This window comes from Mycobacterium sp. OAE908, from assembly GCF_017872775.1.
In the GTDB taxonomy this organism is placed as follows: Bacteria; Actinomycetota; Actinomycetes; order Mycobacteriales; family Mycobacteriaceae; genus Mycobacterium.
Map to the genome: position 1 here is coordinate 973,775 of NZ_JAGGJL010000002.1, position 25,234 is coordinate 999,008.

26 protein-coding genes are annotated in these 25,234 nt (G+C 67.0%); 19 read left to right on the forward strand and 7 right to left on the reverse strand.

The window, feature by feature from the left end:
• The first annotated feature begins 15 nt into the window (after positions 1-15).
• Genes J3E61_RS29850 through J3E61_RS29865 form a run of 4 tightly spaced genes read left to right on the forward strand, consistent with a single transcriptional unit; the run spans position 16 to position 3,441 of the window.
• The gene (locus J3E61_RS29850; RefSeq protein WP_210086320.1) at positions 16-765 is read left to right on the forward strand and encodes an SDR family NAD(P)-dependent oxidoreductase; all 750 of its coding nucleotides are present in this window, start codon (positions 16-18) and stop codon (positions 763-765) included.
• Complete coding sequence (gene cbiE, locus J3E61_RS29855) at positions 762-1,967, forward strand: precorrin-6y C5,15-methyltransferase (decarboxylating) subunit CbiE (protein WP_210086321.1); 1,206 nt, start codon at positions 762-764, stop codon at positions 1,965-1,967. Before J3E61_RS29850 ends, cbiE begins: the two co-directional genes overlap by 4 nt.
• Entirely contained in the window at positions 1,964-2,719 is a 756-nt protein-coding gene (gene cobM, locus J3E61_RS29860; RefSeq protein WP_210086753.1) for a precorrin-4 C(11)-methyltransferase, read from the forward strand. Before cbiE ends, cobM begins: the two co-directional genes overlap by 4 nt.
• Positions 2,719-3,441 (forward strand): cobalt-precorrin-6A reductase, encoded by a 723-nt coding sequence (locus J3E61_RS29865; protein WP_210086322.1) that lies wholly within the window; start codon positions 2,719-2,721, stop codon positions 3,439-3,441. Before cobM ends, J3E61_RS29865 begins: the two co-directional genes overlap by 1 nt.
• On the opposite strand, the gene J3E61_RS29870 is transcribed toward J3E61_RS29865, so the two are convergent.
• The 4 genes from J3E61_RS29870 to J3E61_RS29885 are packed head-to-tail and all read right to left on the reverse strand — an operon-like array spanning position 3,428 to position 7,516.
• On the reverse strand, positions 3,428-4,486 hold the full coding sequence (locus J3E61_RS29870; RefSeq protein ID WP_210086323.1) for an aminoglycoside phosphotransferase family protein: 1,059 nt from the start codon (positions 4,484-4,486) through the stop codon (positions 3,428-3,430). The genes J3E61_RS29865 and J3E61_RS29870 overlap by 14 nt on opposite strands.
• 43 nt (positions 4,487-4,529) lie before the next feature.
• Positions 4,530-6,008, reverse strand: coding sequence for a precorrin-2 C(20)-methyltransferase (locus tag J3E61_RS29875; protein ID WP_210086324.1), 1,479 nt, complete (start codon positions 6,006-6,008; stop codon positions 4,530-4,532).
• On the reverse strand, positions 6,005-6,631 hold the full coding sequence (locus J3E61_RS29880) for a precorrin-8X methylmutase (protein WP_210086325.1): 627 nt from the start codon (positions 6,629-6,631) through the stop codon (positions 6,005-6,007). Before J3E61_RS29880 ends, J3E61_RS29875 begins: the two co-directional genes overlap by 4 nt.
• 9 nt (positions 6,632-6,640) lie before the next feature.
• Positions 6,641-7,516, reverse strand: a complete 876-nt coding sequence (locus J3E61_RS29885; protein ID WP_210086326.1) for a DMT family transporter — start codon at positions 7,514-7,516, stop codon at positions 6,641-6,643.
• A gap of 64 nt (positions 7,517-7,580) precedes the next feature.
• Between J3E61_RS29885 and J3E61_RS29890 the strand changes: the two genes are divergently transcribed.
• Positions 7,581-8,168: an ABATE domain-containing protein gene (locus tag J3E61_RS29890; protein ID WP_210086327.1), complete on the forward strand. Its 588-nt coding sequence runs from the start codon at positions 7,581-7,583 to the stop codon at positions 8,166-8,168.
• Here the strand turns inward: J3E61_RS29890 and cobG are convergent.
• Entirely contained in the window at positions 8,147-9,262 is a 1,116-nt protein-coding gene (cobG, locus tag J3E61_RS29895; RefSeq protein ID WP_210086328.1) for a precorrin-3B synthase, read from the reverse strand. The genes J3E61_RS29890 and cobG overlap by 22 nt on opposite strands.
• Positions 9,263-9,502: 240 nt before the next feature.
• Between cobG and J3E61_RS29900 the strand changes: the two genes are divergently transcribed.
• Positions 9,503-9,802: a hypothetical protein gene (locus tag J3E61_RS29900; RefSeq protein ID WP_210086329.1), complete on the forward strand. Its 300-nt coding sequence runs from the start codon at positions 9,503-9,505 to the stop codon at positions 9,800-9,802.
• A 273-nt stretch (positions 9,803-10,075) separates the two neighbouring features.
• Positions 10,076-10,381 carry a hypothetical protein gene (locus J3E61_RS29905; protein ID WP_210086330.1) on the forward strand — a complete coding sequence of 102 codons (306 nt, stop codon included), beginning with the start codon at positions 10,076-10,078 and terminating at the stop codon, positions 10,379-10,381.
• 1 nt (position 10,382) lies between these two features.
• Here the strand turns inward: J3E61_RS29905 and J3E61_RS29910 are convergent, their stop codons facing one another.
• Positions 10,383-11,303 (reverse strand): TauD/TfdA family dioxygenase, encoded by a 921-nt coding sequence (locus J3E61_RS29910; RefSeq protein WP_192722967.1) that lies wholly within the window; start codon positions 11,301-11,303, stop codon positions 10,383-10,385.
• A gap of 338 nt (positions 11,304-11,641) precedes the next feature.
• On the opposite strand from J3E61_RS29910, the gene cobN reads away from it, so the two are divergent.
• The 7 genes from cobN (at position 11,642) to J3E61_RS29945 (ending at position 20,712) form a co-directional block, all read left to right on the forward strand.
• A complete protein-coding gene (cobN, locus tag J3E61_RS29915; RefSeq protein WP_210086331.1) occupies positions 11,642-15,214 on the forward strand; it encodes a cobaltochelatase subunit CobN in 3,573 nt (1,190 codons plus the stop codon).
• 9 nt (positions 15,215-15,223) lie between these two features.
• A complete protein-coding gene (locus J3E61_RS29920) occupies positions 15,224-15,604 on the forward strand; it encodes a PPOX class F420-dependent oxidoreductase (RefSeq protein WP_210086332.1) in 381 nt (126 codons plus the stop codon).
• Positions 15,605-15,667: 63 nt separating this feature from the next.
• Positions 15,668-16,051, forward strand: coding sequence for a PPOX class F420-dependent oxidoreductase (locus J3E61_RS29925; protein ID WP_192722964.1), 384 nt, complete (start codon positions 15,668-15,670; stop codon positions 16,049-16,051).
• A 56-nt stretch (positions 16,052-16,107) separates the two neighbouring features.
• A complete protein-coding gene (gene fxsA / locus J3E61_RS29930; RefSeq protein ID WP_210086333.1) occupies positions 16,108-16,590 on the forward strand; it encodes a membrane protein FxsA in 483 nt (160 codons plus the stop codon).
• A complete protein-coding gene (locus J3E61_RS29935) occupies positions 16,591-18,177 on the forward strand; it encodes an amidohydrolase (protein ID WP_210086334.1) in 1,587 nt (528 codons plus the stop codon).
• A complete protein-coding gene (gene lnt / locus J3E61_RS29940; protein WP_210086335.1) occupies positions 18,170-19,939 on the forward strand; it encodes an apolipoprotein N-acyltransferase in 1,770 nt (589 codons plus the stop codon). Before J3E61_RS29935 ends, lnt begins: the two co-directional genes overlap by 8 nt.
• A gap of 8 nt (positions 19,940-19,947) precedes the next feature.
• Positions 19,948-20,712: a glycosyltransferase gene (locus tag J3E61_RS29945; RefSeq protein WP_192722960.1), complete on the forward strand. Its 765-nt coding sequence runs from the start codon at positions 19,948-19,950 to the stop codon at positions 20,710-20,712.
• Positions 20,713-20,715: 3 nt separating this feature from the next.
• On the opposite strand, the gene J3E61_RS29950 is transcribed toward J3E61_RS29945, so the two are convergent.
• The gene (locus J3E61_RS29950; protein ID WP_015307550.1) at positions 20,716-21,054 is read right to left on the reverse strand and encodes an RNA polymerase-binding protein RbpA; all 339 of its coding nucleotides are present in this window, start codon (positions 21,052-21,054) and stop codon (positions 20,716-20,718) included.
• 123 nt (positions 21,055-21,177) lie between these two features.
• On the opposite strand from J3E61_RS29950, the gene J3E61_RS29955 reads away from it, so the two are divergent.
• From J3E61_RS29955 to J3E61_RS29975, 5 genes are all read left to right on the forward strand, one after another.
• Complete coding sequence (locus J3E61_RS29955; protein WP_192722959.1) at positions 21,178-21,507, forward strand: hypothetical protein; 330 nt, start codon at positions 21,178-21,180, stop codon at positions 21,505-21,507.
• A gap of 66 nt (positions 21,508-21,573) precedes the next feature.
• A complete protein-coding gene (locus J3E61_RS29960; protein WP_210086336.1) occupies positions 21,574-22,797 on the forward strand; it encodes an alpha/beta fold hydrolase in 1,224 nt (407 codons plus the stop codon).
• A 64-nt stretch (positions 22,798-22,861) separates the two neighbouring features.
• A complete protein-coding gene (locus tag J3E61_RS29965) occupies positions 22,862-23,578 on the forward strand; it encodes a hypothetical protein (protein ID WP_210086337.1) in 717 nt (238 codons plus the stop codon).
• A gap of 204 nt (positions 23,579-23,782) precedes the next feature.
• Positions 23,783-24,511, forward strand: a complete 729-nt coding sequence (locus tag J3E61_RS29970) for an ABC transporter permease (RefSeq protein WP_210086754.1) — start codon at positions 23,783-23,785, stop codon at positions 24,509-24,511.
• Entirely contained in the window at positions 24,508-25,233 is a 726-nt protein-coding gene (locus J3E61_RS29975; protein WP_192722956.1) for an ATP-binding cassette domain-containing protein, read from the forward strand. Before J3E61_RS29970 ends, J3E61_RS29975 begins: the two co-directional genes overlap by 4 nt.
• Position 25,234: the final 1 nt, after the last annotated feature.

A 25,234-nucleotide genomic window follows, 5' to 3' on the forward strand; every position in this document is an offset into this window, starting at 1 on the left:
GACATAATCAGGGCCGTGAAGGACACGGACGCTGGGCCGGTGGTGATCTTCGGCGGCCGCAGCGAGATCGGGCTGGAGCTGGCCACGCGGCTGGCCGCCGACGCGACGGTGGTGCTGGCGGCCCGTCGCGCCGACAAGCTCGACGACGAGGTCGCGGCCGTGCGGGCCGCTGGCGCCCCCGCGGTGCACGTCCGGGAATTCGACGCCGACGACCTTGCCTCGCATGCTCCGCTGATCGAATCGATAGTCGCCGAGCTCGGCCCTATCGGCACCGCAGTGCTGGCGTTCGGCATCCTGGGCGACCAGGCCCGCGCGGAGAAGGACCCAATGCACGCCGCCGCGATCGTGCACACCGATTACGTCGCCCAAGTCAGCCTGCTGACCGTGCTGGCCAACTCGATGCGGGCCGCCGGGTCGGGGCGCATCGTCGCGTTCTCGTCGATCGCAGGCACCCGGGTGCGGAGAGCCAACTACGTCTACGGCTCGGCGAAACTCGGGCTCGACGGTTTCTGCAGCGGGCTCGCCGACGCCCTGCACGGAACCGGAGTGCATCTGTTGGTCGTGCGGCCCGGCTTCGTGATCGGCCGGATGACCGAGGGCATGGAGCCGGCGCCGTTCTCGCGTACGCCCGCACAGGTCGCGACCGCGGCGGCACTCGCGTTGCGCAAAGGCCGCCGCACCGTCTGGGTGCCCGCACCTCTGGGCGTGCTGGCGTCAGCGTTCCGGATGACGCCGCGATTCGTCTGGCGGAGGATGCCGCGATGATCGTGGTGGTGGGAATCGGGGCCGACGGCATGGCGGGCCTTGCGCCGACATCAGCTGCTGAATTACGCAGGGCAACAGTTGTTTACGGCTCGCATCGCCAACTTGACCTGCTCGACGACACCGTCGCTGCGGAGCGCAGGCAATGGTCATCGCCGATGCTCGGCATGGTGGAGACGCTCGGCAACATCGAGGGCGATGTGCACGTTGTGGCCAGCGGAGACCCGATGCTGCACGGCGTGGGGGCGCTGCTGATCAGACTGTTCGGCGCGGACACGGTGACGGTGCTGCCGCATGTGTCTTCGGTGACGTTGGCATGCGCGCGACTGGGCTGGGCCGTGCAGGAAACCGAGGTGATCAGCCTGATGATCGGGGAACCGCACACCGCATTGCGGCGCGGCGGCCAGGCCGTCGTGCTGTGCCGTGACGGTGCCAGCCCGGCGGCGCTGGCGCGGTTGCTCACCGACGCCGGGCGCGCCGACTCTCAGCTGACGGTGTTCGAGCAACTCGGCGGGCCAAACGAGCGCCGCCGCGACGCCACCGCCGGGGAGTGGGCCGCGAAACCGCCCGACGACGTCGATGACCTCAACGTGGTGGCAGTGCGCTACCTGCCCGGTGACACTCGGCTGTCGGTGCTGCCCGACGACGCGTATGCGCACGACGGCCAGATCACCAAACAATCGATGCGGGCGGTCACCCTCGCCGCGCTGGCACCGCACAAGGGCGAGCGGCTGTGGGACGTCGGCGCGGGCTCGGGCAGCATCGCGATCGAATGGTGTCGCAGCGGAACTGGTTGTCGAGCAGTGGCATTCGAACGCGACGAGCATCGCCGGCAGCGCATCGTCGAGAACGCCTTGAAGCACGGAGTCGTTGTCGATGTCCGCGGTGAAGCGCCTGCGGCGTTTGACGAAGCCGTGTTGAGCGACGGCGGTGTCCACGGGGTGCCGCGGCCGACCGCGATCTTCATCGGCGGTGGCGTGACGCAACCAGGGCTGCTCGAAGCCTGCTATGACCGGCTACCGACAGGCGGGCGGCTGGTCGTCAACGCTGTCACGGCGGAGTCCGAAGCCGTTCTTGCCCAATGGTATTCCCGCGTCGGCGGCGAGCTTCGACGGTTCCAGCACTACCGCAGCGAGCCCGTCGGAAAGTTCACCGGATGGCGACCCGCGATGCCCGTCACCCAGTGGTCGGTGACCAAGCCATGACCGTGTACTTCATCGGCGCGGGACCCGGCGCCGCCGATCTGATCACGGTGCGCGGTCAGCGCTTGCTCGGCCGCTGCCCGGTCTGCCTGTATGCGGGCTCGATCATGCCCGAGGACCTGTTGGCGCTGTGCCCGCCCGACGCCCGAGTCATCGACACCGGTCCGCTGACACTCGACCAGATCATCACCGAGTTGGCCGAAGCACACGCCGCAGGCCTCGACGTCGCGCGCCTGCATTCGGGTGATCCGTCGATCTACAGCGCGCTGGCCGAACAATGCCGTCGGCTCGACGCGCTCGGCGTCGACTACGAAATCGTGCCGGGCGTACCGGCATTCGCTGCGGCTGCGGCTGTGTTGGGCCGTGAGCTCACCGTGCCGGGTGTCGCGCAGACGGTGACGCTGACGCGGGTGGCGACGCTGTCGACGGCGATGCCGCCGGGGGAGGACCTGCCGACGCTGTCGGCATCGGGTTCGACGCTGGTGCTGCATCTGTCGGCGGCGCAGATCGACGCGATCGTGCCGGAGCTGCTGGCGGGTGGCTATCGGCCGGAAACCCCTTGCGCGGTAGTGGCATTCGCCAGCTGGCCACAGGAGACCGTGCTGCGCTGCACGCTCGCCGACCTCGCCGAGGAAACGAAGGCCGCGGGCGTCACCCGAACCGCGGTCATCATCGTCGGGGATGTGCTTGCCGCCGAGGGCTTTTCCGACAGCTACCTGTACTCCTCGAACCGGGTGCGGAGAGGCCGGCACTGATGCGCGTGCTGTTGCTGGGCGGCACGTCGGAGGCAAGGGCGCTCGCCGCCCGACTACACCCCGGCGTCGACGTGATCAGCTCGCTGGCCGGGCGCGTGCCGGATCCGGCCCTGCCGGTCGGCGAAGTCCGCATCGGCGGTTTCGGCGGCGTCGACGGATTGCGGCACTGGCTGTCCGAAGCTCGCGTGGATGCCGTCGTCGATGCCACTCATCCGTACGCGGCGACCATCACCGCCAACGCCGCCGCGGCATGCGGCGCGGCGGGGCTGCCGCATCTGGTGCTGGCCAGACCCGCGTGGGAGCCCGGCGATGCGCTTGTCGTTGGCTCTGATACCGAGGCCGCTGAAACCATTGCCGCTGAGCACTATTCGCGGGTGTTCCTGACCACCGGCCGCTCAGGCACAGCCGCGTTCGTCAACCTCGACGCGTGGTTCCTGATCCGCACGGTCACCGCCCCGGATACGGAGGCCCTGCCCCGTCGCCACCAACTCGTGTTGTCACGCGGGCCATACCACTACGACGACGAGCTGGCCCTGCTGCGGGAGCATCGCATCGAGGCGCTGGTGACCAAGAACAGCGGGGGCGCGATGACGCGACCCAAGCTGGATGCGGCTTCGGCGCTGGGCGTTGCGGTGGTGATGGTGGAGCGCCCGCCGTTGCCGCCGGGGGTGACGACGGTCAGCACCGTCGATGAGGCCGCCGAGTGGGTCAGTAGCTGTTGATCAGCTCCAGAGTCTCCAGCTCCCGAATTGCGCGGCAGCCACGGTGGAACATCGTCAGCATCATTTCGTCGCCGCGTTCGGTTGAGGCGGCGAACGCAAAACCGAGGGCGCTGATCAACGGTGCTTGGACGACGCCGAGACGGTAGTCGCGCCAACAGGTCTCGGCGTCATAACCCCTCACCCCGTATCCCCATAGCGCGTCGTGATATCGGGTGACCAGGTCCCGCTCGATCTTGGCCCGCATGTCGGGGGCCAGGCTGGTCGCGGTGAAGTACGCGAGATCTCGAGTCGGAAGGCCGACCCCCATCGTCTGCCAGTCGACCACGGTGATGCGGGTGCGGTCGGGATCGAACAGCAGGTTGTCGAGCCGGTAGTCGCCGTGCATGAGTGAGAACCGGTGCGGCTCGGCCAACAGCCACGGCGTCACCAATCCCATGGCGGCGCGCAGGGTTTCGCGGTCCTCGGCGCTCATGCGTGGGCCGAGCTTTTCGAGGGTGATGTCGGCGGCCATCACCGACACATCGCCGAGTCCCTTCGCTGCGGCCTCATCGCCAGGCTTGGGCATCGAGATCGACTCCAGCCCAAGCCAAGCCGGATCACACCAACTCGGGCCGTGCAGGCCGGCGATCGCGTCCACCGCGAGTTGGGCCTCGTCCGCCGTGCAGCCCGCGATCTGATCGCCCTGCACCGCAGGCGCCATATCGGCAAGTACCAGCACGAAATCGGCTCCGCTGTCGCTGATGTCGCTGTAGTGACAGCCGGGCACCGGGACCTGCATGTGCTTGGCCACGTCGGTGTAGAACTCGACCTCGGAGCGGTAGCCGAGCGCGACGCGTTCGCGGACCGCATCGTCCTGGGCGGGCAGCTTGACCGCGAACGTGCCGGGCAGGTCAGCGGACGTCGCATAGTGCGCGGTCACCCGATACGTTGCGCCGGTCTGGCCCGTGCCGATCGGGGTGACGTCGACCTCGCGGACGTCGGCTCCCAGTGCTGAACCGAGCCATGCCGCCGTTACATCTGAGGGCCCGCGTGGAATGTCAGTCACGCGCGGCACGTTAGCAGTCGGGCCTGCGACAGTTTCGGCGAAATCACAACTCGGGGTAGCGGCGGGGCGTGAACACTTTGTCCCCGGATTCGTCGGAGTACCACTGGGTCTGCGACGACCCGATGATCAACAGGCAGCGCATGTCGACGTCGGCGGGGTCGAGGTCGGCCAGCCTGACCACCTTCACGTGTTCCCGTGAGCCCGACACGTCGCGACCGATCACCACCGGGGTGCTGGAATCACGGTGGGCCAGCAGCAGATCACGCATCGCACCGACCTGCCACGTGCGTGTTTTCGAGGCGGGGTTGTAGATCGCCAGGACCAGATCGGCCTGCGCCGCGGCGGTCAGGCGCTGCTCGATGACCTCCCACGGTTTGAGCCGATCGGACAGCGAGATGACCGCATAGTCGTGGCCAAGCGGGGCGCCGACCCGGCTCGCCACGGCCTGCGCGGCCGTCATCGCTGGGATCACCCGAACGTCAACGCCCGGCCATTGCTTGGCCTCCTCGAGCACGGCCGTGGCCATCGCGAACACGCCGGGATCCCCGGACGACACCACCGCGACCGCGTGCCCCTGCTGGGCCAGGGTGCAGGCGAGCCGGGCGCGTGCGGGCTCGTCGGTGTTGTCGCTGGGGTGGCGGCGCTGGCCGTCACGGGTGCCGACCCGGTCGAGGTAGGGGCCGTAGCCGATCAGGTCGGTGGCGGCGGCCAACTCGCGGCGGCTCTGCGGCGTCACCCAGTCGTTGTCGCCGGGGCCAAGGCCGACCACGGCGACACTGCCTGTCGGTGCGACCGCCGGTGCCACGGTGGCACCGGGCAGCATCGCCAACGAGAAGTACGGCACCGTGTCGTCCTCGACGTCGCCTGCCGCCAGCACTCGCTCCTTCGGTGTGCTGGCCCGCTCCACGTAGAACGTCGCGTCCAGTCGTCCGACTGACGAAAGTGCCTCTCGCACAGCAGGATACGAGCGACCAAGCTTGAGGACCACGGCGGCGTCGGTATCGGCGAGTCGGCGCTTGAGCTCGTCGACGGGCAGCGTGCCCGGCAGGATCGTCAGCACCTCATCCCCCTGCACCAGCGGCGTACCCGTTGCCGCCGAGGCCGCGCTGACCGACGTCACGCCGGGAATGATCACGGCGTCGAAGCGCTCCGTCAGCCGGGTGTGCATATGCATGTAAGAGCTGTAGAAAAGTGGATCGCCCTCGGCGAGCAGCGCCACGTTGCGGCCCGCCTCGAGGTGGGCGGCGATCCGGTCGGCGGACTCGCGGTAGAAGTCCTCCATCGCGCCGGCGTAACCGCCTGGATGGTCGGTGGTCTCGGTGGTGACCGGGTAGACGAGGTGCTCCTCGATCTGGCCCGGCCGCAGGTACGGTTCGGCGATGCCACGCGCGATGCTGCGGCCGTGCCGGGCGCTGTGATATGCGACGACGTCGGCCTCACCGATCACCCTGGCCGCCTTGACCGTCACGAGTTCGGGGTCGCCGGGCCCGAGGCCAACGCCCCAGAGCGTGCCCGGGCTCATTCGGTGTCGCTCGCGATCGCGTTTACAGCCGCGGCCGCCATCGCGCTGCCGCCGCGGCGGCCCTTGACCACCAGATACGCCATGCCCCGGGGTCGGTCGATCAGCTCCTGCTTCGACTGCGCGGAGCCGACGAACCCGACGGGTCCGCCCAACACCGCGGCGGGGGTGGCAGCGCCGTCGTCGACCAGCTCCAGTAGTCGAAACAACGCAGTCGGGGCGTTGCCGATCGCCACTACTGCACCGCCTAGCCGGTCGGCCCACAAGTCGACAGCGGCCGCCGATCGCGTCGAGCCCAGACGCTCGGCCAGAGCGGGTGCCCTCGGATCGGCCACCAGCGAGACCACCTCGTTGTCGGCGGGCAGCCGGGATTTCGTGATGCCCGCGGCCACCATCGAGGAATCGCACAAGATCGGTGCTCCTGCGGCCAGCGCGGCGTGGGCCTTGGCCACGACGTCGCCGCTGAACGCGACGTGTTCGGCGACGTCGACCTGCCCGCTTGTGTGGATCAGCCGAACGACCACCCGAGCTACGTCGTCGGGAAACCGCGAGAGATCCGCCTCGGCGCGGATCGTCGCGAACGACTGCCGGTAGATCTCGGCCGCGTCGCGGATGTAGTCGAGCACCCGCTCACACTAGCGGCGGGCGGTTCCGGCGTAGCTCGCGACCAGCACCAGCGCGCAGCCTGCCAACTGCAGCGGCGAGGGCCGCTCCCCGAGTACCAGCGCGCCGAGCACGATGGCGCCGATCGGCATCACCATCAGCAGCGCTGAGCTGACCTCGCTCGGCAGCTTCGGTGTGTAGACGGCCACCAACAACCAGCCGAGGAGTTGCCCGGTCAGGGTGACCAGTACCAGCCAGCCCGCGGTGGACCATCCGGGCGCGACGTCGAGGTTGCCTGCGACGAGGCCCACCGCCATCGCGACCGCCGCCGCCGACGCGAGCACGATCGCATAGGTCTGCATCGGTTGGCCGTCCTGGCCGCCGCGACGTAGCAGGAAAAGGAAGCCGGAGTAGCAGAGCGCGGCGGCTATCGAATGCACGGTGCCCGCTGTGGGGTTGGTGCCGCTGACGCCGTGTTCGAAGATGCCCCCTGCCAACAGCACGCCGACCAGGATGACGGGCAGCGCCCACAGGAACCGCGCCCCGACGCGTTCGCCGTCAACCAGCCACGCCAGCAGTGGCACCAGCGCGACCTGAACGTTGACCAACACTGTCGAAAGGCCTGCGCCGACCTCGGGAATCGACTGCGTCCACCACAACATGTCGGCCGCGAACAGCACACCGCACAACCCAGCCCAGCCGCACGCGCGTCTGCTCAGCGCGCCGTGCCGCCGTCGCTCGGCGATGGCGAGCGCGGCGACGACCGGCAGGGCGAACAGGCACCTGGCGGTGGATGCGGTGGCCGGGTTCGTGGCTGCGAGTCCGAGGAGCACGGCAGACGCCGACAGGCTGATGGCGCCTGCGGCCAGTCCCAGCGATGCGGTATGCGTTCGATCGATTGTGGTCATCGGCGATCGCATTCCCGCGGTGTCTAACATATAAACATCACTTTTAACTGTTAGAATCGGATACGTGACAGCCGCCGACAAGCTCGCCCTGCGCGGGGGGAACCCCGTGATCGACCTCGTGAACACGGTCGCTTGGCGGGGTGACGACGCGCGGCGCATCGACAATCTCGGCAACTACTCCGATCTGGTTGGCTGGTCTCGCCACGCAGGAGTGGTGTCAGCCACCGAAGCAGATGCACTCATGCGCGCCATGCGGTCAGACAGCGACTCTGCTGAGCGCGCAGTCGCGCGTGCCAAGCGGCTACGGGAGGCGCTCCACGCGCTGTGGACCGACGGAAGGCAGGCGGCGTTACAGACGATCGGCGCAGAATACCGAACTGCGTTGCAGCGCAGGGAGCTTCGCGCCGTCGATGACGGCATCGAGTGGATCGATCGACAGCCGACGGTGTGCACACCGGTCGATCGATTGGCTGTCGCAGCCGTCGACTTGCTTACGCAGATTTCACGCGACCGCGTCAAGGCGTGCGGCGACGTCGCATGCGGCTGGCTGTTCCTGGACAGCAGTCACCGGCGGAACCGACGATGGTGCAGCGCCGCCGACTGCGGTAATCGCGATCGCGCCCGCAGGCACTACGAACGCGCGCGGCGCTGATAACCGTCCCCGGTGGCGATCAGTATCTGACCGACGGGCGGGCTGCCGCAGGCGCGTTCGCAGCCGACGAAGTGCCGATGCCCTTCGGCGGGGTCGTCGAGCGCGGCAGTGGCGTCGGCGCGGACGTCGGCGGCCGAATGTGGGCAGCCGGGGCTGCCCGTGCACGCGCTGACCGACAGCCAGGGCGAAGTCTCGTCGAACACCAGATCCATCGGCGCCAACACGCGCAGCGCGGTGTCGGCAACGCCTTCGTCGAGGTCGAAGACCAGCACGGAGCGCCACGGGGTGATCGCCAACGGCGCGCCGATCGCCGCGAGAAACTCGGCGACCCTGGCCTGCAACACGCCGAGCGGCACGGCCGCGCCGAGGGTGACGCGGCCGTCGTCCTGCGGTAGCCACCCGACTGGCGGCCTGTTCACCGCCTGCCACGTCGCGCCGTTTTCCGCGCCGGCAGTGAAGCCCTCCAGCAGCGGTGCGCTGTCAGCCATTTCGGCTATGCGCCAGGCCTTTCCGCGATTGTCGACGAATCGTGTCGCGACAGCGATCAATGCCGGAACGACGTCCGGCCGGTCCAGTCGCACGCCGGTGTCGCGGCCTCCCAGCAGCAGGGCCGCGGTGGTCTCGTCGAGATAATGTGCCCCTGCATCGGCGGCGAGGCCCGAGATGTCGGCGTGGCCGTCGTCGATACCGAACAGGAACCGGCCCGGCAACTCCGCCAGCGCAGGCTCGGATTGGATCGCCTCATCCAATTCGGTGACTAACGCGCGGATGTCGGTCATGCCTCCGATGCGACCGGACAGTGGAGAGGCGACGATGTTGCGTACCCGCTCATGCGTTTGCGAAGGCAACAAGCCTGCGGCGGCGGCGATTTCGGCGACCGACGCGGTGTCGGTGATCGCCCGTAGTTGGATGTTGCCGCGAGACGTGAGCTCCATGGCAGGCGACCCGAACTCCGTCGCGGCCCTCGCGAGGGCCTCCAGCTGTCCGGGTGAGATCACACCGCCTGGTAACCGCACCCGGGCCAGCGCACCGTCGGCCGCCTGGTGCAGTTGCAGCGCGCCAGGGCAGGCGTCGCGGTCGCGCGTTCTGGCCACCACATCACGGTACGGCGCACATGTTGAGCGTTGACAGTGTGTCCGCCGACATTGCTGAAATCGGATGGATGCCTAGATAAGGCGTGCATCTGGCTTTGCGTGAAATGCATGAGTAGGCGGTGAGCGCGATAAACAGGTAGTTGGATACTCGTGAGGGTCGCTAAGTACCGGCCGAGAATTCTTCCCATCGAGCAGCCGGGCCAACCGTTCGGCAGCAACCGAAAACAGGGGGGATTCCAAATGACCGAGTTACTAGCGTCTTTCGGCGCAACACCGGAGGTGGCCGGCCGGCGCGCAGCCGTCGAGGCGCCGCGTACGCCGGTCTTGATCACCGAGCAGCAGGTGCTGTTCGCCACCGCAGCGGCTGTGCCGTTGCAGCCGGAGCAGACCGGCCGACGCTGGACCGGGGCGGTCCTGGCTTTCCTGACGGCAGCGTTCGTGAAGGCCGACAACACAACCCAACCGAAGCGGCGGCACTATCCGTCCCGTCAGGACTATCTCGAGGACTCCCGCATGGCGCGGGAGATGATGAGGCTCTGACCATGCCGAGGGCCCGCCGGAGTTGCTGGGGCAGGGGCGGGGGCAAGCCTGCGCCATCACCTCTCGGCGGGCCTTCGGTTTATGCCCACGTCAATGCCGATGCCTAGCCGCGTCACAAGTACCCGGATAAGTACCTAGGTAGCGGCTCGCGAATTAGCCGAATAATCAGGTACCCGTCTACGCGTGAGACATACCGTTACCGGCGCTAATTTTCTCCCATGAGGTCTTCGGCTCAGCCGGGCACCAAGAGAACACAGGGTGGGAGCAACTGAAATGACTGACATGGCAACGACATATCGCCCACAACCCGACGAGAGTCGCGAGAGACTCGTCTCCTCGCCGCAGACGTCGAGTGAAACGCAAACGCTGATCACCGAACAGCAGGTGCTCTTCAGCACGGCCGCAGCGGTGGCATTGCCGCCCGCCAAGATCCGCGGGTGGGTCGGCACCGCACGCGTCGTGGCCGCTGCCGTCGGTGACTGGTTCGCCAGTGCGGCGCAGCCGCCGAAACCGGTGTATCCGAAGCGGCACTTGTGGCTGGAGAACGCGCTGATCGGGCGCGAAATGGATCGGCTGTAGGTCAGCTCGCCAGCGCGATGGGGCTGACCACCTCCGAATAGTGCGTGGCGTCGCCGACGACGGCGCGACTGCGCTGGCCGTGGATGTCCACGGGGATGTCCCCGGCCAGCGTGACGCGGCTGAGCCGCCGGTACTGGTCGTCATAATCTGCGACGGCATAATGCTGGGTGGCGCGGTTGTCCCAAATGGCCACATCGCCCGGCAGCCAACTCCATCGAATCGTGTTCTCCAGCTTGGTAACCCGAGCCTGTAGCAGGTTGAACAAGGTTGCCGACTCCGCGGAGCCAAGGCCGACGAACTGTTTGATGAAGTGGCCGAGCAGCAGCACCCGCTTGCCGGTTTCGGGATGAACGCGCACCACCGGATGTTCGGTCTCGTAGTACTCGCGGACGAACTCCTCCCGGTACTCGCGCACTGTGTCTGTCAGCGCCTCGTTTGGCTCGGCGTACTCGCGGACGTAGTCGTACTGATTGGTGTGCACCGCCCAAAGGTTCTCGGTGAGTATCCGCAGCGGCGCGGGCAATTGGTCATACGCCGCTTCGGTGGAGGCCCACGTCGTGGTCCCGCCGTAGCTTGGCAGGGAAACTGCCCGCAGCAGAGACGCTTTCGGAATGCGATCGACGAACGTGACATCGGTATGCCAGCTGTTGGCCTTGTCGTAGCGCGAATCGATCGGCAACACCGTCTCGCCCTCGGACAGGGTCGGATGCGCGGTGGTGGGTGTGCCCAACCGGCTGGCGAAGGCAAGTTGGCCGTCGTCGTCCAGGTCGTGCTGGTCGCGGAAGAAGATCACCTTGTGCTCGAGGAGTGCATCGTTGATCGCCGCGATGGTCTCGGCATTCAGATCGCCTGCCAGTCGGACACCGTCGATGCGGGCGCCGATGTTGGCCCCGAGTTTCACCACGTCTAGGAGTTCAGTCATGCGCCGAATCGTCCGCCGGCCGCAGCCCTTCCAACACGGTTTAAATGGCTGCGATTCGAAGCCGGATGTGACGCTCGCCACACCGGCGCCCGTCGTGATCCGTGGCACACAACTCACTCATTACCGGCTGGTAGCGCCGTAAGTTCCGGGTTACTACACGCGTGTGTAGTAACCGAATGTCACGAAAGGAACGACGATGTTCGCACTAATCGCATTCGGCGTACTCGTGCTGTTACTCATCGCCGGCCTCGGCCTGCCGTACCCGCAGACATGGCACGGCCGCTGGGGCAACGGCAGCTAGGCCTCAGCCCGCGGCCAGCTTGGGGTAGTAATGACGGGTGCCCGATCCGATCGTCCTGCTGCTCTCGACGTCCGACACCGACCTGATCACCGCCCGAGAGAGCGGGGCGAGCTACCGGTGGGCGAACCCGTCGCGGTTGGTTGACGGTGAACTCGACGAGCTGTTGGACGGTGCGGACATCGCCGTAGTCCGCATCCTGGGCGGCTACCGCGCGTGGCAGGACGGCATCGACACCGTCGTGGCAAGCGGCGTTCCGACCGTCGTCGTCAGCGGCGAGCAGGGGCCCGACGCCGACCTGATGGGCCATTCGACGACGCCCGCGGGTGTGGCACTGCAATCGCACATCTATCTCGCCCAGGGTGGAACACCCAACCTGCGCCAGCTGTACGCATTTCTGTGCGACACGTTGTTGATGACGGGCTTCGGTTTCGCGCCTCCGGAAACCACCCCGAGTTGGGGCATCCTCGACCGCGCGACGCCCGACACGGACGGCCCGACCGTGGCAGTGCTCTACTACCGAGCTCAGCACCTCGCAGGCAACACCGGCTATATCGAGGCGCTGTGCCGGGCCATCGAGCAGGCCGGCGGTCGGCCGCTGCCCGTCTACTGCGCGTCACTGCGGACCGCCGACGCCGGCATGCTCGATCTGCTGGCCACCGCGGACGCGATGGTGGCGACCGTGCTCGCGGCGGGCGGTGCCACGCCCGCCACCGTCACCGCGGGCGGCAACGACGACAGCTGGAACGTCGCGCATCTCGCCGCGCTGGACATCCCGATCCTGCAGGGTCTGTGCTTGACGAGTTCACGCACGCAGTGGCGGGACAACGACGACGGGATGTCCCCGCTCGATGTCGCCACTCAGGTCGCGGTGCCCGAATTCGACGGTCGCATCATCACGGTTCCGTTCTCGTTCAAGGAGATTGACGACGAGGGCCTGATCTCCTACGTCGCCGACCATGAGCGCTGCGCACGCGTTGCGGGGCTTGCCGTCAAACACGCGCGGCTGCGGGCCATCCCCGCCCCACAGAAACGAATCGCGGTGGTGTTCTCGGCCTACCCGACCAAGCACGCCCGAATCGGAAACGCCGTCGGGCTCGACACTCCGGCCAGCGCGGTCGCGCTGCTGCGGGCCATGCGTGACGCCGGATATGCGATCGGCGACATTCCAGGCGTCGATGCCCAAGACGGCGATGCACTGGTCCACGCCCTCATCGCGCGGGGCGGCCAGGACCCGGCCTGGCTCACCGACGGACAACTGACGGGCAACCCGATCCGGTTGTCGGCCAAGGACTATCGCGACTGGTTCACCACACTGCCGGTCGAGCTCACCGAAGCCGTCGTCGAGCATTGGGGGCCGCCACCGGGGGAGCTGTTCGTGGACAGAACCCAAAACCCCGACGGTGAGATCGTGATCGCGGCGCTGCAGGCAGGCAACCTCGTGCTGATGGTCCAGCCACCGAGGGGATTCGGCGAGAACCCCGTTGCCATCTACCACGATCCGGATCTGCCGCCGAGCCACCACTACCTGGCGGCCTACCGCTGGATTGCGGCCGAATTCAGGGCCGACGCGGTCGTGCACCTCGGCAAGCACGGCAACCTGGAGTGGCTGCCGGGCAAGACGCTTGGCATGTCCGCTGCGTGCGGTACCGATGCTGCGCTGGCAGACCTGCCACTGATCTATCCCTTCCTGGTGAACGACCCAGGGGAGGGCACCCAGGCCAAACGGCGCGCACATGCCACCCTGGTCGACCATCTCATCCCGCCGATGGCGCGCGCCGAAACATACGGCGACATAGCGCGATTGGAGCAGTTGCTCGACGAGCACGCCATGATCGCTGCCCTGGACCCCGGCAAGCTGCCTGCGATCCGCCAGCAGATCTGGACGCTGATGCGCGCTGCGAAGATGGACCACGACCTTGGACTCAACGAGCGCCCCGAGGACGACTCATTCGACGACATGCTGCTGCACGTCGACGGCTGGCTGTGCGAGATCAAGGACGTGCAAATCCGCGACGGACTGCATGTGCTGGGTCAAAAGCCCAGCGGTGAGGTCGAACTCGACCTGGTGCTGGCCATCCTGCGGGCGCGGCAGTTGTTCGGCGGCGAGCAGACCGTGCCCGGCCTGCGTCAGGCGCTGGGTCTGGCCGAAGACGGCACCGACGAGCGCACGGCGGTGGACGCGGCGGAGGCGGCCGCGCGTGAACTGGTGGCTGCACTGCAGAAAACGGGTTGGGACGCAACGATCGTCGACACCCTGACCGAGGACGCCGCCGTCGCCGACATCCTGCGGTTCGCGGCAACAGAAGTGGTGCCCCGACTGGCCGCAACGGCGCGGGAGATCGACCAGATCCTGCGGGCGCTCGACGGCAAGTTCATCGAGTCTGGCCCGTCGGGATCACCGCTGCGCGGACTGGTCAATGTGCTGCCGACGGGACGCAACTTCTACTCCGTCGACCCGAAGGCGGTGCCGTCCCGGCTGGCGTGGGAGACCGGTGTGGCGATGGCGGATTCGCTATTGGCCCGGTACCGCGACGACTACGGACACTGGCCACAGTCTGTCGGGCTTTCGGTGTGGGGTACCTCGGCAATGCGCACCGCGGGCGACGACATCGCCGAAGTGCTTGCGCTGCTTGGTGTCAGGCCAGTGTGGGACGACGCGTCGCGACGGGTGGTCAATCTGGAGCCGATGTCGCTGGCCGAACTCGGTCGGCCCCGCATCGACGTGACAGTGCGGATTTCGGGCTTCTTCCGGGATGCGTTCCCGCACGTGGTCACCATGTTGGACGACGCGGTGCAACTGGTCGCGGGTCTCGACGAGTCGGCCGATGACAACTATGTCCGCGCCCATTCGCAGGTCGACCTCGCCGAGCATGGTGACCAACGCCGCTCTACCACAAGAATTTTCGGCTCCAAGCCGGGCACTTACGGGGCGGGCCTGCTGCAGCTGATCGACAGCCGCAACTGGCGCGACGACGCCGACCTGGCCCAGGTCTACACCGCGTGGGGCGGTTTCGCGTACGGCCGTGGCCTGGATGGCGCACCCGCCGCCGATGACATGAACCGGCAGTATCGCCGGATCGCGGTGGCCGCCAAGAACACCGACACGCGGGAGCACGACATCGCCGACTCCGACGACTATTTCCAATACCACGGCGGCATGGTCGCCACCGTGCGGGCGCTGACCGGAAAGTCGCCTGCCGCCTACATCGGCGACAACACCCGGCCCGACGCGGTGCGCACCCGCACGCTTTCGGAGGAGACGACCCGCGTGTTCCGTGCGCGTGTCGTCAACCCGCGCTGGATGAACGCAATGCGGCGGCACGGCTACAAGGGCGCCTTCGAAATGGCGGCCACGGTCGATTACTTGTTCGGGTACGACGCGACCGCAGGGGTGATGGCCGACTGGATGTACGAACGCCTTTCGGCCGAATACGTACTCGACGAGGACAACCGCAAGTTCATGGCCGAGTCGAATCCGTGGGCACTGCACGGTATGGCGGAACGACTCCTGGAAGCCGCCGGCCGGGGGATGTGGGCACAACCGGAGCAGGCCACCCTCGACGGGCTGCGCCAAGTGCTTCTGGAGACCGAAGGCGAACTCGAAGGCTAGGTTGGGCTTGTGTCCGTCACCTTCGCTGAAGTCGCCAAGTCCGAATACATTCTGCTGACCACCTTCACCAAAGACGGCAGGCCCAAGCCCACCGCGATTTGGGCGGCGCCCGACGGTGATCGGCTGCTCGTGATCACGCAGGAGAAGTCGTGGAAGGTCAAGCGAATTCGCAACACGCCGCGAGTGACCATCGCGCCGTGCGACCGCGTCGGCAAGCCGAAGGGTGAGGCGGTCGAGGCGGTCGCGACGATCCTGGACAAGTCCGCCAACGGGGCAACGTACGACGCGATCGGGAAACGCTACGGGCTACTCGGCAAGACGTTCGGTGTTTTCTCCAAGCTGCGCGGCGGCCTGAAGAACAACGTGACCCTGGAGTTGCGCTCGGTTTAGCAAATCGGTTTCATGGGTAACCGAGCTCTTGCATCGTTTCTGAATCGAAAGCGGTATAATCCCATGTCAGACGCCTTTCGCGACGTCGCTAACTCCAAATATCTGCTGCTGACCACGTTCACCAAGGACGGCACGCCCAAGCCGACCCCGGTCTGGGGCGTGCCGAAGGGCGACAAGCTGCTGATCGTCACCGACGACGGCTCCTGGAAGACCAAGCGGATCAACAACACGCCCCGCGTCACCATCCAGCCGTCGAGCGCACTTGGAAAGCCGAAGGGCGAACCGGTCGAGGCTGTGGCCCGCAACCTGCCGAAGTCCGAAACGCGCCGTGCCTTCGAGCTGGTGACCAAGCGCTATTGGTGGCACGCTTGGTGGTGGATCCCGCAGGCGATCGTGCGCGGCGGCATCGACAAAGTGCACAGCGCAATAGAGGTTCAGCCGGCCTGAGTCGGTGGCCCGATTACGCCGCGGAACCATGCCGGTGCCGGGGACGTTTCCCCTACATGGCGATGCGGTTGTTTCTGATCTACGTGGTCGTCGAGCTGGCCGTCATTGTGGCTTTGACCTCGACGATCGGCTTCGGCTGGACCATCCTGGCGCTGCTGGCGACCTGGCTCGTCGGAGTGAGCCTGGCCGGGTCGCAGGTCAAGCGGCACCTTCGTCGGCTCCAGTCGGGCCTGACTGCTGCCCGGGTTCAGGGGGCGGCAGCGGACAGCCTGCTGGTCGCGCTCGGTACCGTGCTCGTCGTGATCCCTGGTCTGGCCAGCTCCGTGGTGGGCACGCTGTTGCTATTGCCGCCGACGCGCTTCGTAGGTCGCCCGCTCGTCGCGGCCATGGCCGCGCGGCGGGTTCCGTTGGTCGTCACCGCGGCGACGGGCGCCACCGCCACCGGCTGGGGCTATGACGCCTCGGGCAGCGGCGACTACATCGACGGCGAGGTCATCGACGTCCAGCCCCACCGCGTCGTGGAGCGCAAGCCCGAGTAAGTGACCACCCTCCTTCTCAACGGGCGAGTGCACAGCCCGGCCATGCCCGACGCCACCGCGATGGCGGTCACCGATGGCGTCATCGCCTGGGTCGGCGCCGATGATGTTGGGCGCCAACAGTTTCCGCACGCGCAGATCGTCGACCTCGCCGGTGGATTCGTCGCGCCTGCATTCGTCGACAGCCACGTTCATCTGACGGCGACCGGGCTCACGTTGGCCGGGCTCGACCTTCGCACCGCCACCTCGCTGCGGGATTGCCTGCAGCGCATCGGTGACTATGCCCGCACACATCCAGACGGGCCCATCTGGGGCCACGGATGGGACGAATCCGGCTGGCCAGAGAACACCGCACCCAGCACCGACGACCTCGACCGTGCGGCCGGCGACCGGCCGGTCTACCTGGCCCGCGTCGACGTGCATTCGGCAGCGGCGTCGACCGCGCTGCGCCGACTCGCCCCTGGTCTTGCGCAGGCGCCGGGATTCGACCCACAGCGGCCGCTGACCAGCGACGCACACCACGTGGTTCGCGCTGCGGCCCGCGACCGCCTGACGTCCGCGCAGCGACGAGATGCCCGACTCGCCGCGCTGGACGCCGCCGCCGCACTCGGCATTGTCGCGGTGCACGAATGCGCGGGACCCGAGATCGGCGGCCTCGAGGACTGGACCGAAATTCGCGAAACCTACCACGGCGTCGAGGTCATCGGCTACTGGGGCGAGCACGTCACGACGGCCAAGCAGGCCCGTGACCTCGTCGACCGCACGGCAGTCCGCGGGTTGGCCGGCGACCTGTTCGTCGACGGAGCGCTGGGTTCGCGGACCGCGTGGCTCAACGAGCCCTACCGGGACGCCCCAGACCGTTGCGGCAACGCGTATCTCGACGTCGACGCGATCGAAGCCCACCTTCGCGCCTGCACCGAGGCGGGCATCACCGCGGGTTTCCACGTCATCGGCGACGCCGCGGTCACTGCCGTCGTCGCCGCACTCGAACGGGTCGTCGACCGGTTGGGCGCGCCCGCCGTCGCGCGCTGCGGCCATCGGCTCGAGCATCTCGAGATGGTCACCGAGGACCAGGCCCGCAAGCTCGGATCGTGGGGCGTGCTCGCCAGCATGCAGCCGAGTTTCGATGCGCTGTGGGGCGGCGAGGACGGGATGTACGTGCAACGTCTCGGGCTTGACCGAGGCACCAAGTTGAACGCGTTTGCGCTGCTAGCATCCCAAGGCGTGCCACTCGCGTTCGGCTCGGACAGCCCGGTGACGGACCTGAATCCGTGGGCGGCGGTGCGTGCCGCGAGCCGACATCGCACACCGGGCAGCGCGGTGTCGGTACGGGCGGCGTTCGCAGCTGCCACGCGCGGTGCATGGCGAGCGGGAGGCACGCGCGACGGGATCACCGGAACCCTTGTTCCCGGCGCTCCTGCGTCGTATGCCATCTGGGAGGTCGACGGCCTCGAAGTCAGCGCACCGGCCGACGCGGTGCAGCGGTGGTCGACCGACCAGCGCTCCCGGGTGCCTGCGCTGCCGCGACTCGACGACCCGCTGCCGCGCTGTCGGCAGACGGTTCATCGGGGTGCCGCCATTTATGGCTAAGCCGGCCCGCCGCCGCGCGCGCTCCCGCGCCGCCGACGACACGGACATTTTTCCGCCCATCGTCGACGACACCGAAGAGCCCGTCGAAGGAGAGGACTACTCGGAGCTCGTTCCGTCCGAGCGGATGGACAAGGCTGCCCGAATCCGTTCCTGGGCAAAGCGATTCGGCCTTGCGGTAGCGGACCGGCTGGCCCAGTTGGGTGCGACGATCGTCGCAGGGGTGGCGCTGTGCCTCAGCTTCCCACCCTTCAACTGGTGGTTCATGGCCTTCGTCGCGCTCGGCTTGCTCGCCTGGGTGCTGACCAGGGATACCACGACGCGTGCTGGAGGATTCGGCTACGGGTTCCTGTTCGGGTTGGTGTTCTATCTGCCGCTGCTGCCGTGGATCAGTGGGCTGGTTGGGCCGATACCGTGGATCGCGCTGTGCATACTCGAGGCGCTTTTCCCTGCGCTGTTCGGCTGGGTAGCCGTCTACGTCCGGCAGCTGTCGGGCTGGCCGTTCTGGTTCGCCGCGTTGTGGGCAGCCCAGGAGTGGCTCAAGTCGACCGTACCCTTCGGCGGATTCCCTTGGGGCGTACTGGGTTTCAGTCAAACCGACGGCCCGCTGCTGGCACTTGCCCAATTCGGCGGTGCTCCGCTGGTCTCATTCGCGGTGGCGTTGGTCGGGTTCAGCCTCGCCGCGTTGACCTTCGCGGTCGTGAAGTGGTTGCGTCACAACGACACTCGGGCGGCGACACCCTCGGTGGTGGTACTTCCAGGCGTGTGCATCAGCGCAGTCCTTCTGATCACCGCGCTGGCGTGGCCGCATGTGCGGCAGTCGGGCGTCGGCGCAGGCGACGACCCGGCGATCACAGTCGCTGCCGTGCAGGGCAACGTGCCGCGGCTGGGGCTTGAGTTCAACGCTCAGCGCCGCGCCGTCCTCGACAACCACGTCCGCGAGACGATGCAGCTGTCCGACGACGTGCACGCAGGCCGGGCGCCGCAGCCGATGGTCGTCATCTGGCCGGAGAACTCCTCCGACATCGATCCGCTGACCAACCCGGACGCCCGCGACGAGATCAACACCGCCGCCGCGGCCATCAACGCGCCGATCCTGGTCGGCGGTGTCGTCGCGGCCCCCGGCTACAGCGCCGACAACCCGGTCGCGACCAACTCGGTGATCGTCTGGAACCCCGGAACCGGGCCTGCGGACCGGCACGACAAGCAGATCATCCAGCCGTTCGGCGAGTACCTGCCATGGCGCGGCTTGTTCAAGCACCTGTCGTCCTACGCGGACCGGGCCGGGTACTTCGTGCCAGGGACCGGCAACGGGGTGGTCAACGCCGCAGGCGTGCCAGTCGGCGTGACGACGTGCTGGGAAGTGATCTTCGACCGAGCCGCGCGCGAGTCGGTGCAAAACGGCGCCCAACTGCTGACGGTGCCCGCCAACAACGCGACGTTCACCGAGGCGATGAGCGAACAGCAACTCGCTTTCGCCAGGCTGCGCGCAGTTGAGCACGACCGATACGTCGTGGTCGCGGGCACCACGGGGATCAGCGCGATCGTCGCCCCAGACGGGCGCGAGCTGGCTCGCACCTCATTTTTCGAGCCCGCCTACCTCGACTCACAGGTACGGCTGAAAACGCAGCTCACGCCCGCAACGGAGTGGGGGCCATGGGTCCAGGGCCTGCTCGTCGTCCTCGGCGTTGCCGCTGTGATCACCGCAATACTGCACAATGGGAGTTTCGTGCGTCGGCCGCGCCGGCGCGGCAAGGAACAATAAGGAGTCCCATGACCACCGGTCAGCGCCCGAGTGAGCGCACTCTGGTCATCATCCCCACGTTCAACGAGCGGGAGAATCTGCCGCTGATCGTCGGACGGGTGCACACGGCGCGCCCGGACGTCCACATCCTGATCGTCGACGACAACAGCCCGGACGGCACCGGTGACCTCGCTGACGAGCTGTCGTTAGCCGACACGGACCGGATTCACGTCATGCATCGGACGGCCAAGGACGGCCTCGGCGCCGCCTATCTGGCGGGTTTCGCGTGGGGTCTGAATCGCGAGTACTCGGTGCTCGTCGAGATGGACGCCGACGGTAGTCACCCGCCCGAACAGCTGCATCGGCTCCTCGACGCCATCGACAGCGGCGCCGACCTGGTGATCGGGTCGAGGTATGTGCCAGGCGGAGAGGTGCGCAACTGGCCCCGTCGCCGGCTCGTGTTGTCGCGCACGGCCAACGGCTACTCGCGAATCCTGCTCGGCGTCGACATCCACGACATCACGGCCGGCTACCGCGCTTACCGGCGAGAGGTCCTGGAGAAGATCGACCTGGCCGCGGTCGACTCGAAGGGCTACTGCTTCCAGATTGACCTGACCTGGCGCGCGATCAACAACGGGTTCATCGTCGTCGAGGTGCCGATCACGTTCACCGAACGTGAGTTCGGTCAGTCCAAGATGAGCGGATCCAACATTCGCGAGGCCCTGTTCAAGGTCGCGGAATGGGGTTTCCGCGGGCGCATGGATCGCGCCCGCGGCGTTGGCGTTACGCGCTGAGCGTCAGCTGCCGCGGCGGCGCGTCTTGATCAGATCGAGGCGCTCCTTGAGCAGCTCTTCAAGCTCCTCGACCGAGCGGCGCTCGAGCAGCATGTCCCAGTGCGTGCGCGGCGGCTTGGTCTTCTTGGGCTCAGGTGCATCGCCCTCGATCAGCGTGCCTTCCATGCCGTTGCGGCACAGCCAGGTGTGGGGGATTTCGGCGTCGTCGGCAAACGGAACGTCGAACTCCTCGCCGTTGTCGGTGCGGTACCGGGCGACCTGACGCGGCGCCAAGTCGTGGTTGCGGTCCGTCTCGTAGCTCACGGCTCCGAGGCGACTGCCCCTCAAGACACGATCAGCCATCGTCATCACTCCTCAATAAGCGCAATTTTGTCCGGATACTCAACGCAGCAACTCAGCGCGCAGTTCCCGACTCGACCGTTCATGATACCGGGATCCGCGGGCGGACCGGTTTACAGTCTGTCCGTGGCACGTCGTCTGAAGCCCTCGCCCTGTCGCTGGTGTGGTCGTGAAGTTGCCGACGCCGGGCTCGGCAGGCGCAGGCAATACTGCAGGCAGTCCTGCCGGCAACGTGCGTACGAACAGCGCGCCATGGTCAAGGGCACCTCACTGGCTCCCGATTCCGTCGTCCTGACCGCCGACGAGGCTTCCGAGCTCTCCGACCGCGTCTACCAGGTCAGATGCGCCGCCGAGGATGTCGCGATCGCCATCGAAGAAGGGGCCGACGGGGCTGAGCTCCGCGAGTTGTGCGACGCGCTGATGCGGGCGGCGAAGGCGGCCGACGGCTGGCGATAGCCAGCAACCTGATTCCGCAGTGAACACCGCGGGCCGGACACCCGTTCTACGATTGCCAACGACAAGATGGGGAACACGGTGTCCGTATCACCTCCAGAAGCCGGCGTGTGGCGCTTCGACGCCTTTGTTCTCGACACGCAGCGCTACGAACTGCGTTCCGGCGATGACGTGATCCGCGTAGAGCCCCAGGTGTTCGATGTCCTCACCGAACTGGTCCGCAACGCGCATCGGTTCGTGACGAAAGAAGAACTGTTCGACACCGTCTGGGGTGGCCGGTTCGTCGGCGAGGCCGCGTTGACCAGCCGTATCAAGGCCGCGCGGCGGGCACTTGGGGACGACGGGGAATCGCAGCGCTACATCAGGACCGTCCGCGGCCGCGGCTACCAATTCGTCGGCACGCTCGCTGAAGATACGGCGACCGAACCCGAGGCGGCGCCGGAGCCTGCGCCGCCGCGCCAGCACATCGCGTTCTGCCATGCCGCCGACGGGGTGCGGCTGGCCTACGCGGTGGCAGGGGAGGGGCCGCCCCTGGTCCGGGCGGCTAACTGGATGACGCACCTCGGCTATGACATCGAAAGCCCGGTGTGGAAGCACTGGGTGCGCGACCTGTCGATGAAGTATCGATTCATCCGATACGACGAACGCGGTTGTGGCCTATCCGATTGGGATGCAACCGATTTCACTTTCGACGACTGGGTGACCGACCTGGAGTCAGTGGTCGAATCGCTTGGCCTTGAGCGCTTTCCGTTGCTCGGCGTTTCGCAAGGCGGCGCGGTCGCAGTGGCCTACGCGGCCCGCCACCCGGAGCGCGTCAGCCATCTGGTGTTGTGCGGAGCGTATGCGCGCGGCCGTGGGGTGCGGGCGGTCGGCGACGAGGAAAAGCGGGCTGCGGCTTTGGATCTCGACCTCGCCCGCGTCGGCTGGGGGCGGGATGATCCCGCGTTCCGTCAGGTGTTCGCGGCCCAGTTTCTGCCCGACGGCACCCGCGCGGACTGGGCAGCCTTCGATCAGCTGCAACGGCGCACCACCTCGCCGGAGAACGCGGTGCGGTTTCTCGAGGAGTTCGGCCGCATCGATGTTCGCGACCTGGCGCGGGAGGTGTCCTGCCCGGCGTTGATCATGCACTCTCGCGACGACCACCGCGTGCCCATGCGATTCGGCGAGGAGTTGGCCGCGCTGATCCCCGATTCGAGGCTGGTTGCGTTGTCCAGCAACAACCATCTGCTGACCGCCACCGAGCCTGCGTGGCCGGTGTTCTTGGCCGAGGTCGAGACGTTCCTTGCGGTCTGAGATCTCCACGCAATCTCCATACATTCTTCATGTGAGTTGCCTGTGAGCCAATCATGCTGGTGACATGAAAAAGCACCTCCGCACCCTGATGGTGGGTGTCAGCGCGCTTCTCGCCCTTGGCGCCCTGTCCGCATGCTCCGGCGCAAAGAACACCGAAGCGACCAACACATCCGAGGCGATCACCACACCGCCCTCCGCGACGGCCAAGCCGTTTCCTCAGTCGGCAAGGTATGTCGCCGACATGAAGGCGGCCGACGGCAAGACGATGACCATCGGCATCTCCGTCGACGGCACTTCGATAGCCGCGTATGCCTGCAACGGCACCGACGATGAAGCCTGGTTCTTCGGCAACCAGGCCGACGGCAGGCTCGACATCAAGTCGCGCTTCCGCGACACACTGCAGGCGGAATTCAACGGCTCAGACGTGGCAGGTGATTTGACGATGAACGGCGTCGCCTACAAGTTCACCGCCGCGCCCGTGTCGGGTGTGGCCGGCATGTACACCGCGGCCTTCGAAGGTGTGCGGGCATCGTGGGTGGTGCGTGCGGACGGAACCGCGATCGGCGTTCAGTTCAACACCGGCAGCATCACCGGCCGCGACTTCGAACAGGCCGAACTGCAGCAATTAAACGAACAGCAGTTCCGTAACGGCGTTCGCAACAAGCGGCAGCTGCAGCAGGCCGCGCAGATCCAGTTTCTGCAGAACAAAACGGCAAGATCCACGATCAACGACCACGAGGTCACCCCGACTCTGGTCAACGGAACCTTCCGCCTCAGTTAACGAATGGTTTTGTCGCCCAACGACCCAGCTCGACGTTCCGGCTGGGCCGTTGGTCTTTGCATCACCCAGAATCAAACCCTTCAGCGGAGCTACCGCAACGCGTAGCGTCGGCTCACCGTGACTGTCTCTGCCGAGCCGGCCGTGCCGTTGGCGTCCACCACGCCTGCCGTCAACCGCCGGTGGGCCCATCGCAAGTGGGCGGTGATCCGCCTCTTGTCGCCGCTGGTCCTGTTGGGCGTATGGCAGCTCGGCAGCGCCGTTGGATTGATCCCGCAGGATGTGTTGCCCGCACCGTCATTGATAGTCGAGGCCGGCGTCGAGTTGATCGAGAACGGTCAACTGGCAGATGCCTTACAGGTATCGGGCATTCGGGTGATCGAAGGCCTGCTTCTCGGCGGATTCCTCGGCGTCGCGCTGGGCACCGCCGTTGGCTTGTCGTGGTGGCTCGAGGCGACAGTCGACCCGCCGATGCAGATGATCCGTGCGCTGCCGCACCTCGGCTTGATCCCGTTGTTCATCGTGTGGTTCGGCATCGGCGAGTTGCCGAAGGTGCTGCTGGTCGCACTCGGTGTGAGCTTCCCGTTGTACCTGAACACCTTCTCGGCGATCCGTCAGGTCGACCCGAAACTCTTCGAAACCGCCCAGGTGCTCGGCTTTTCGCTGTGGCAGAGGTTCCGCAACATCATCGTGCCCAGCGCCGCTCCGCAGGTCCTCGTCGGCCTGCGGCAGTCACTGGCGATCGCGTGGCTGACGCTGATCGTCGCCGAACAGATCAACGCCGACAAGGGAATCGGCTTTCTGATCAACAACGCACGTGACTTCCTGCGCATCGACATCATCATCTTCGGGCTGATCGTCTACGCGCTTCTTGGCATCGGCACCGACGCCGTCGTCCGCACGCTGGAACGTCGAGCATTGAGGTATCGCACATGACCATTGCCGCCGAACGTCGAGTCGCCGTCGCGGGCGAACTCCGGAATGTGAACAAGTGGTACGGCGACCATCACGTCCTCACCGACGTGTCTATCCGGGTTGCGCGCGGCGAAATCGTGGCGCTGATCGGACGCAGCGGCTCAGGTAAGTCGACCGTGCTGCGGGTGTTGGCAGGCCTGTCGAGCGGTCACACCGGAGAGCGCGTGGTGTCCGGGGCTCCGGCACTGGCGTTTCAGGAGCCAAGGCTGTTCCCGTGGCGTGACGTCCGAACCAACGTCGTTTACGGGTTGACGCGCAGCACGATCCCGCGAACCGATGCGCAGGCTCGCGCGGATCGAGCGTTGGCAGATGTCGGCCTGGCCGACCGTGCCGCCGCGTGGCCACTGACGCTGTCTGGTGGTCAGGCGCAACGGGTTTCGCTCGCCCGCGCGTTGGTGGCCGAACCCGAGCTGTTGCTGCTCGACGAGCCGTTCGGCGCGCTGGACGCGCTGACACGGCTGAGCATGCGTGCGCTGCTGCTCGACCTGTGGCGTGAACACGGGTTCGGGGTGCTGCTCGTGACGCACGACGTGGACGAGGCGGTCGCGCTGGCCGACCGGGTGGTCGTCCTCGAAGCCGGACAGGTGATCCACACGCTGACAATCGACCACCCCCGCACAGTGGGGACAGAGACCGAGCGTTATCGCATCGAGCTGCTCGACCAGCTCGGTGTTCAGATCTGAC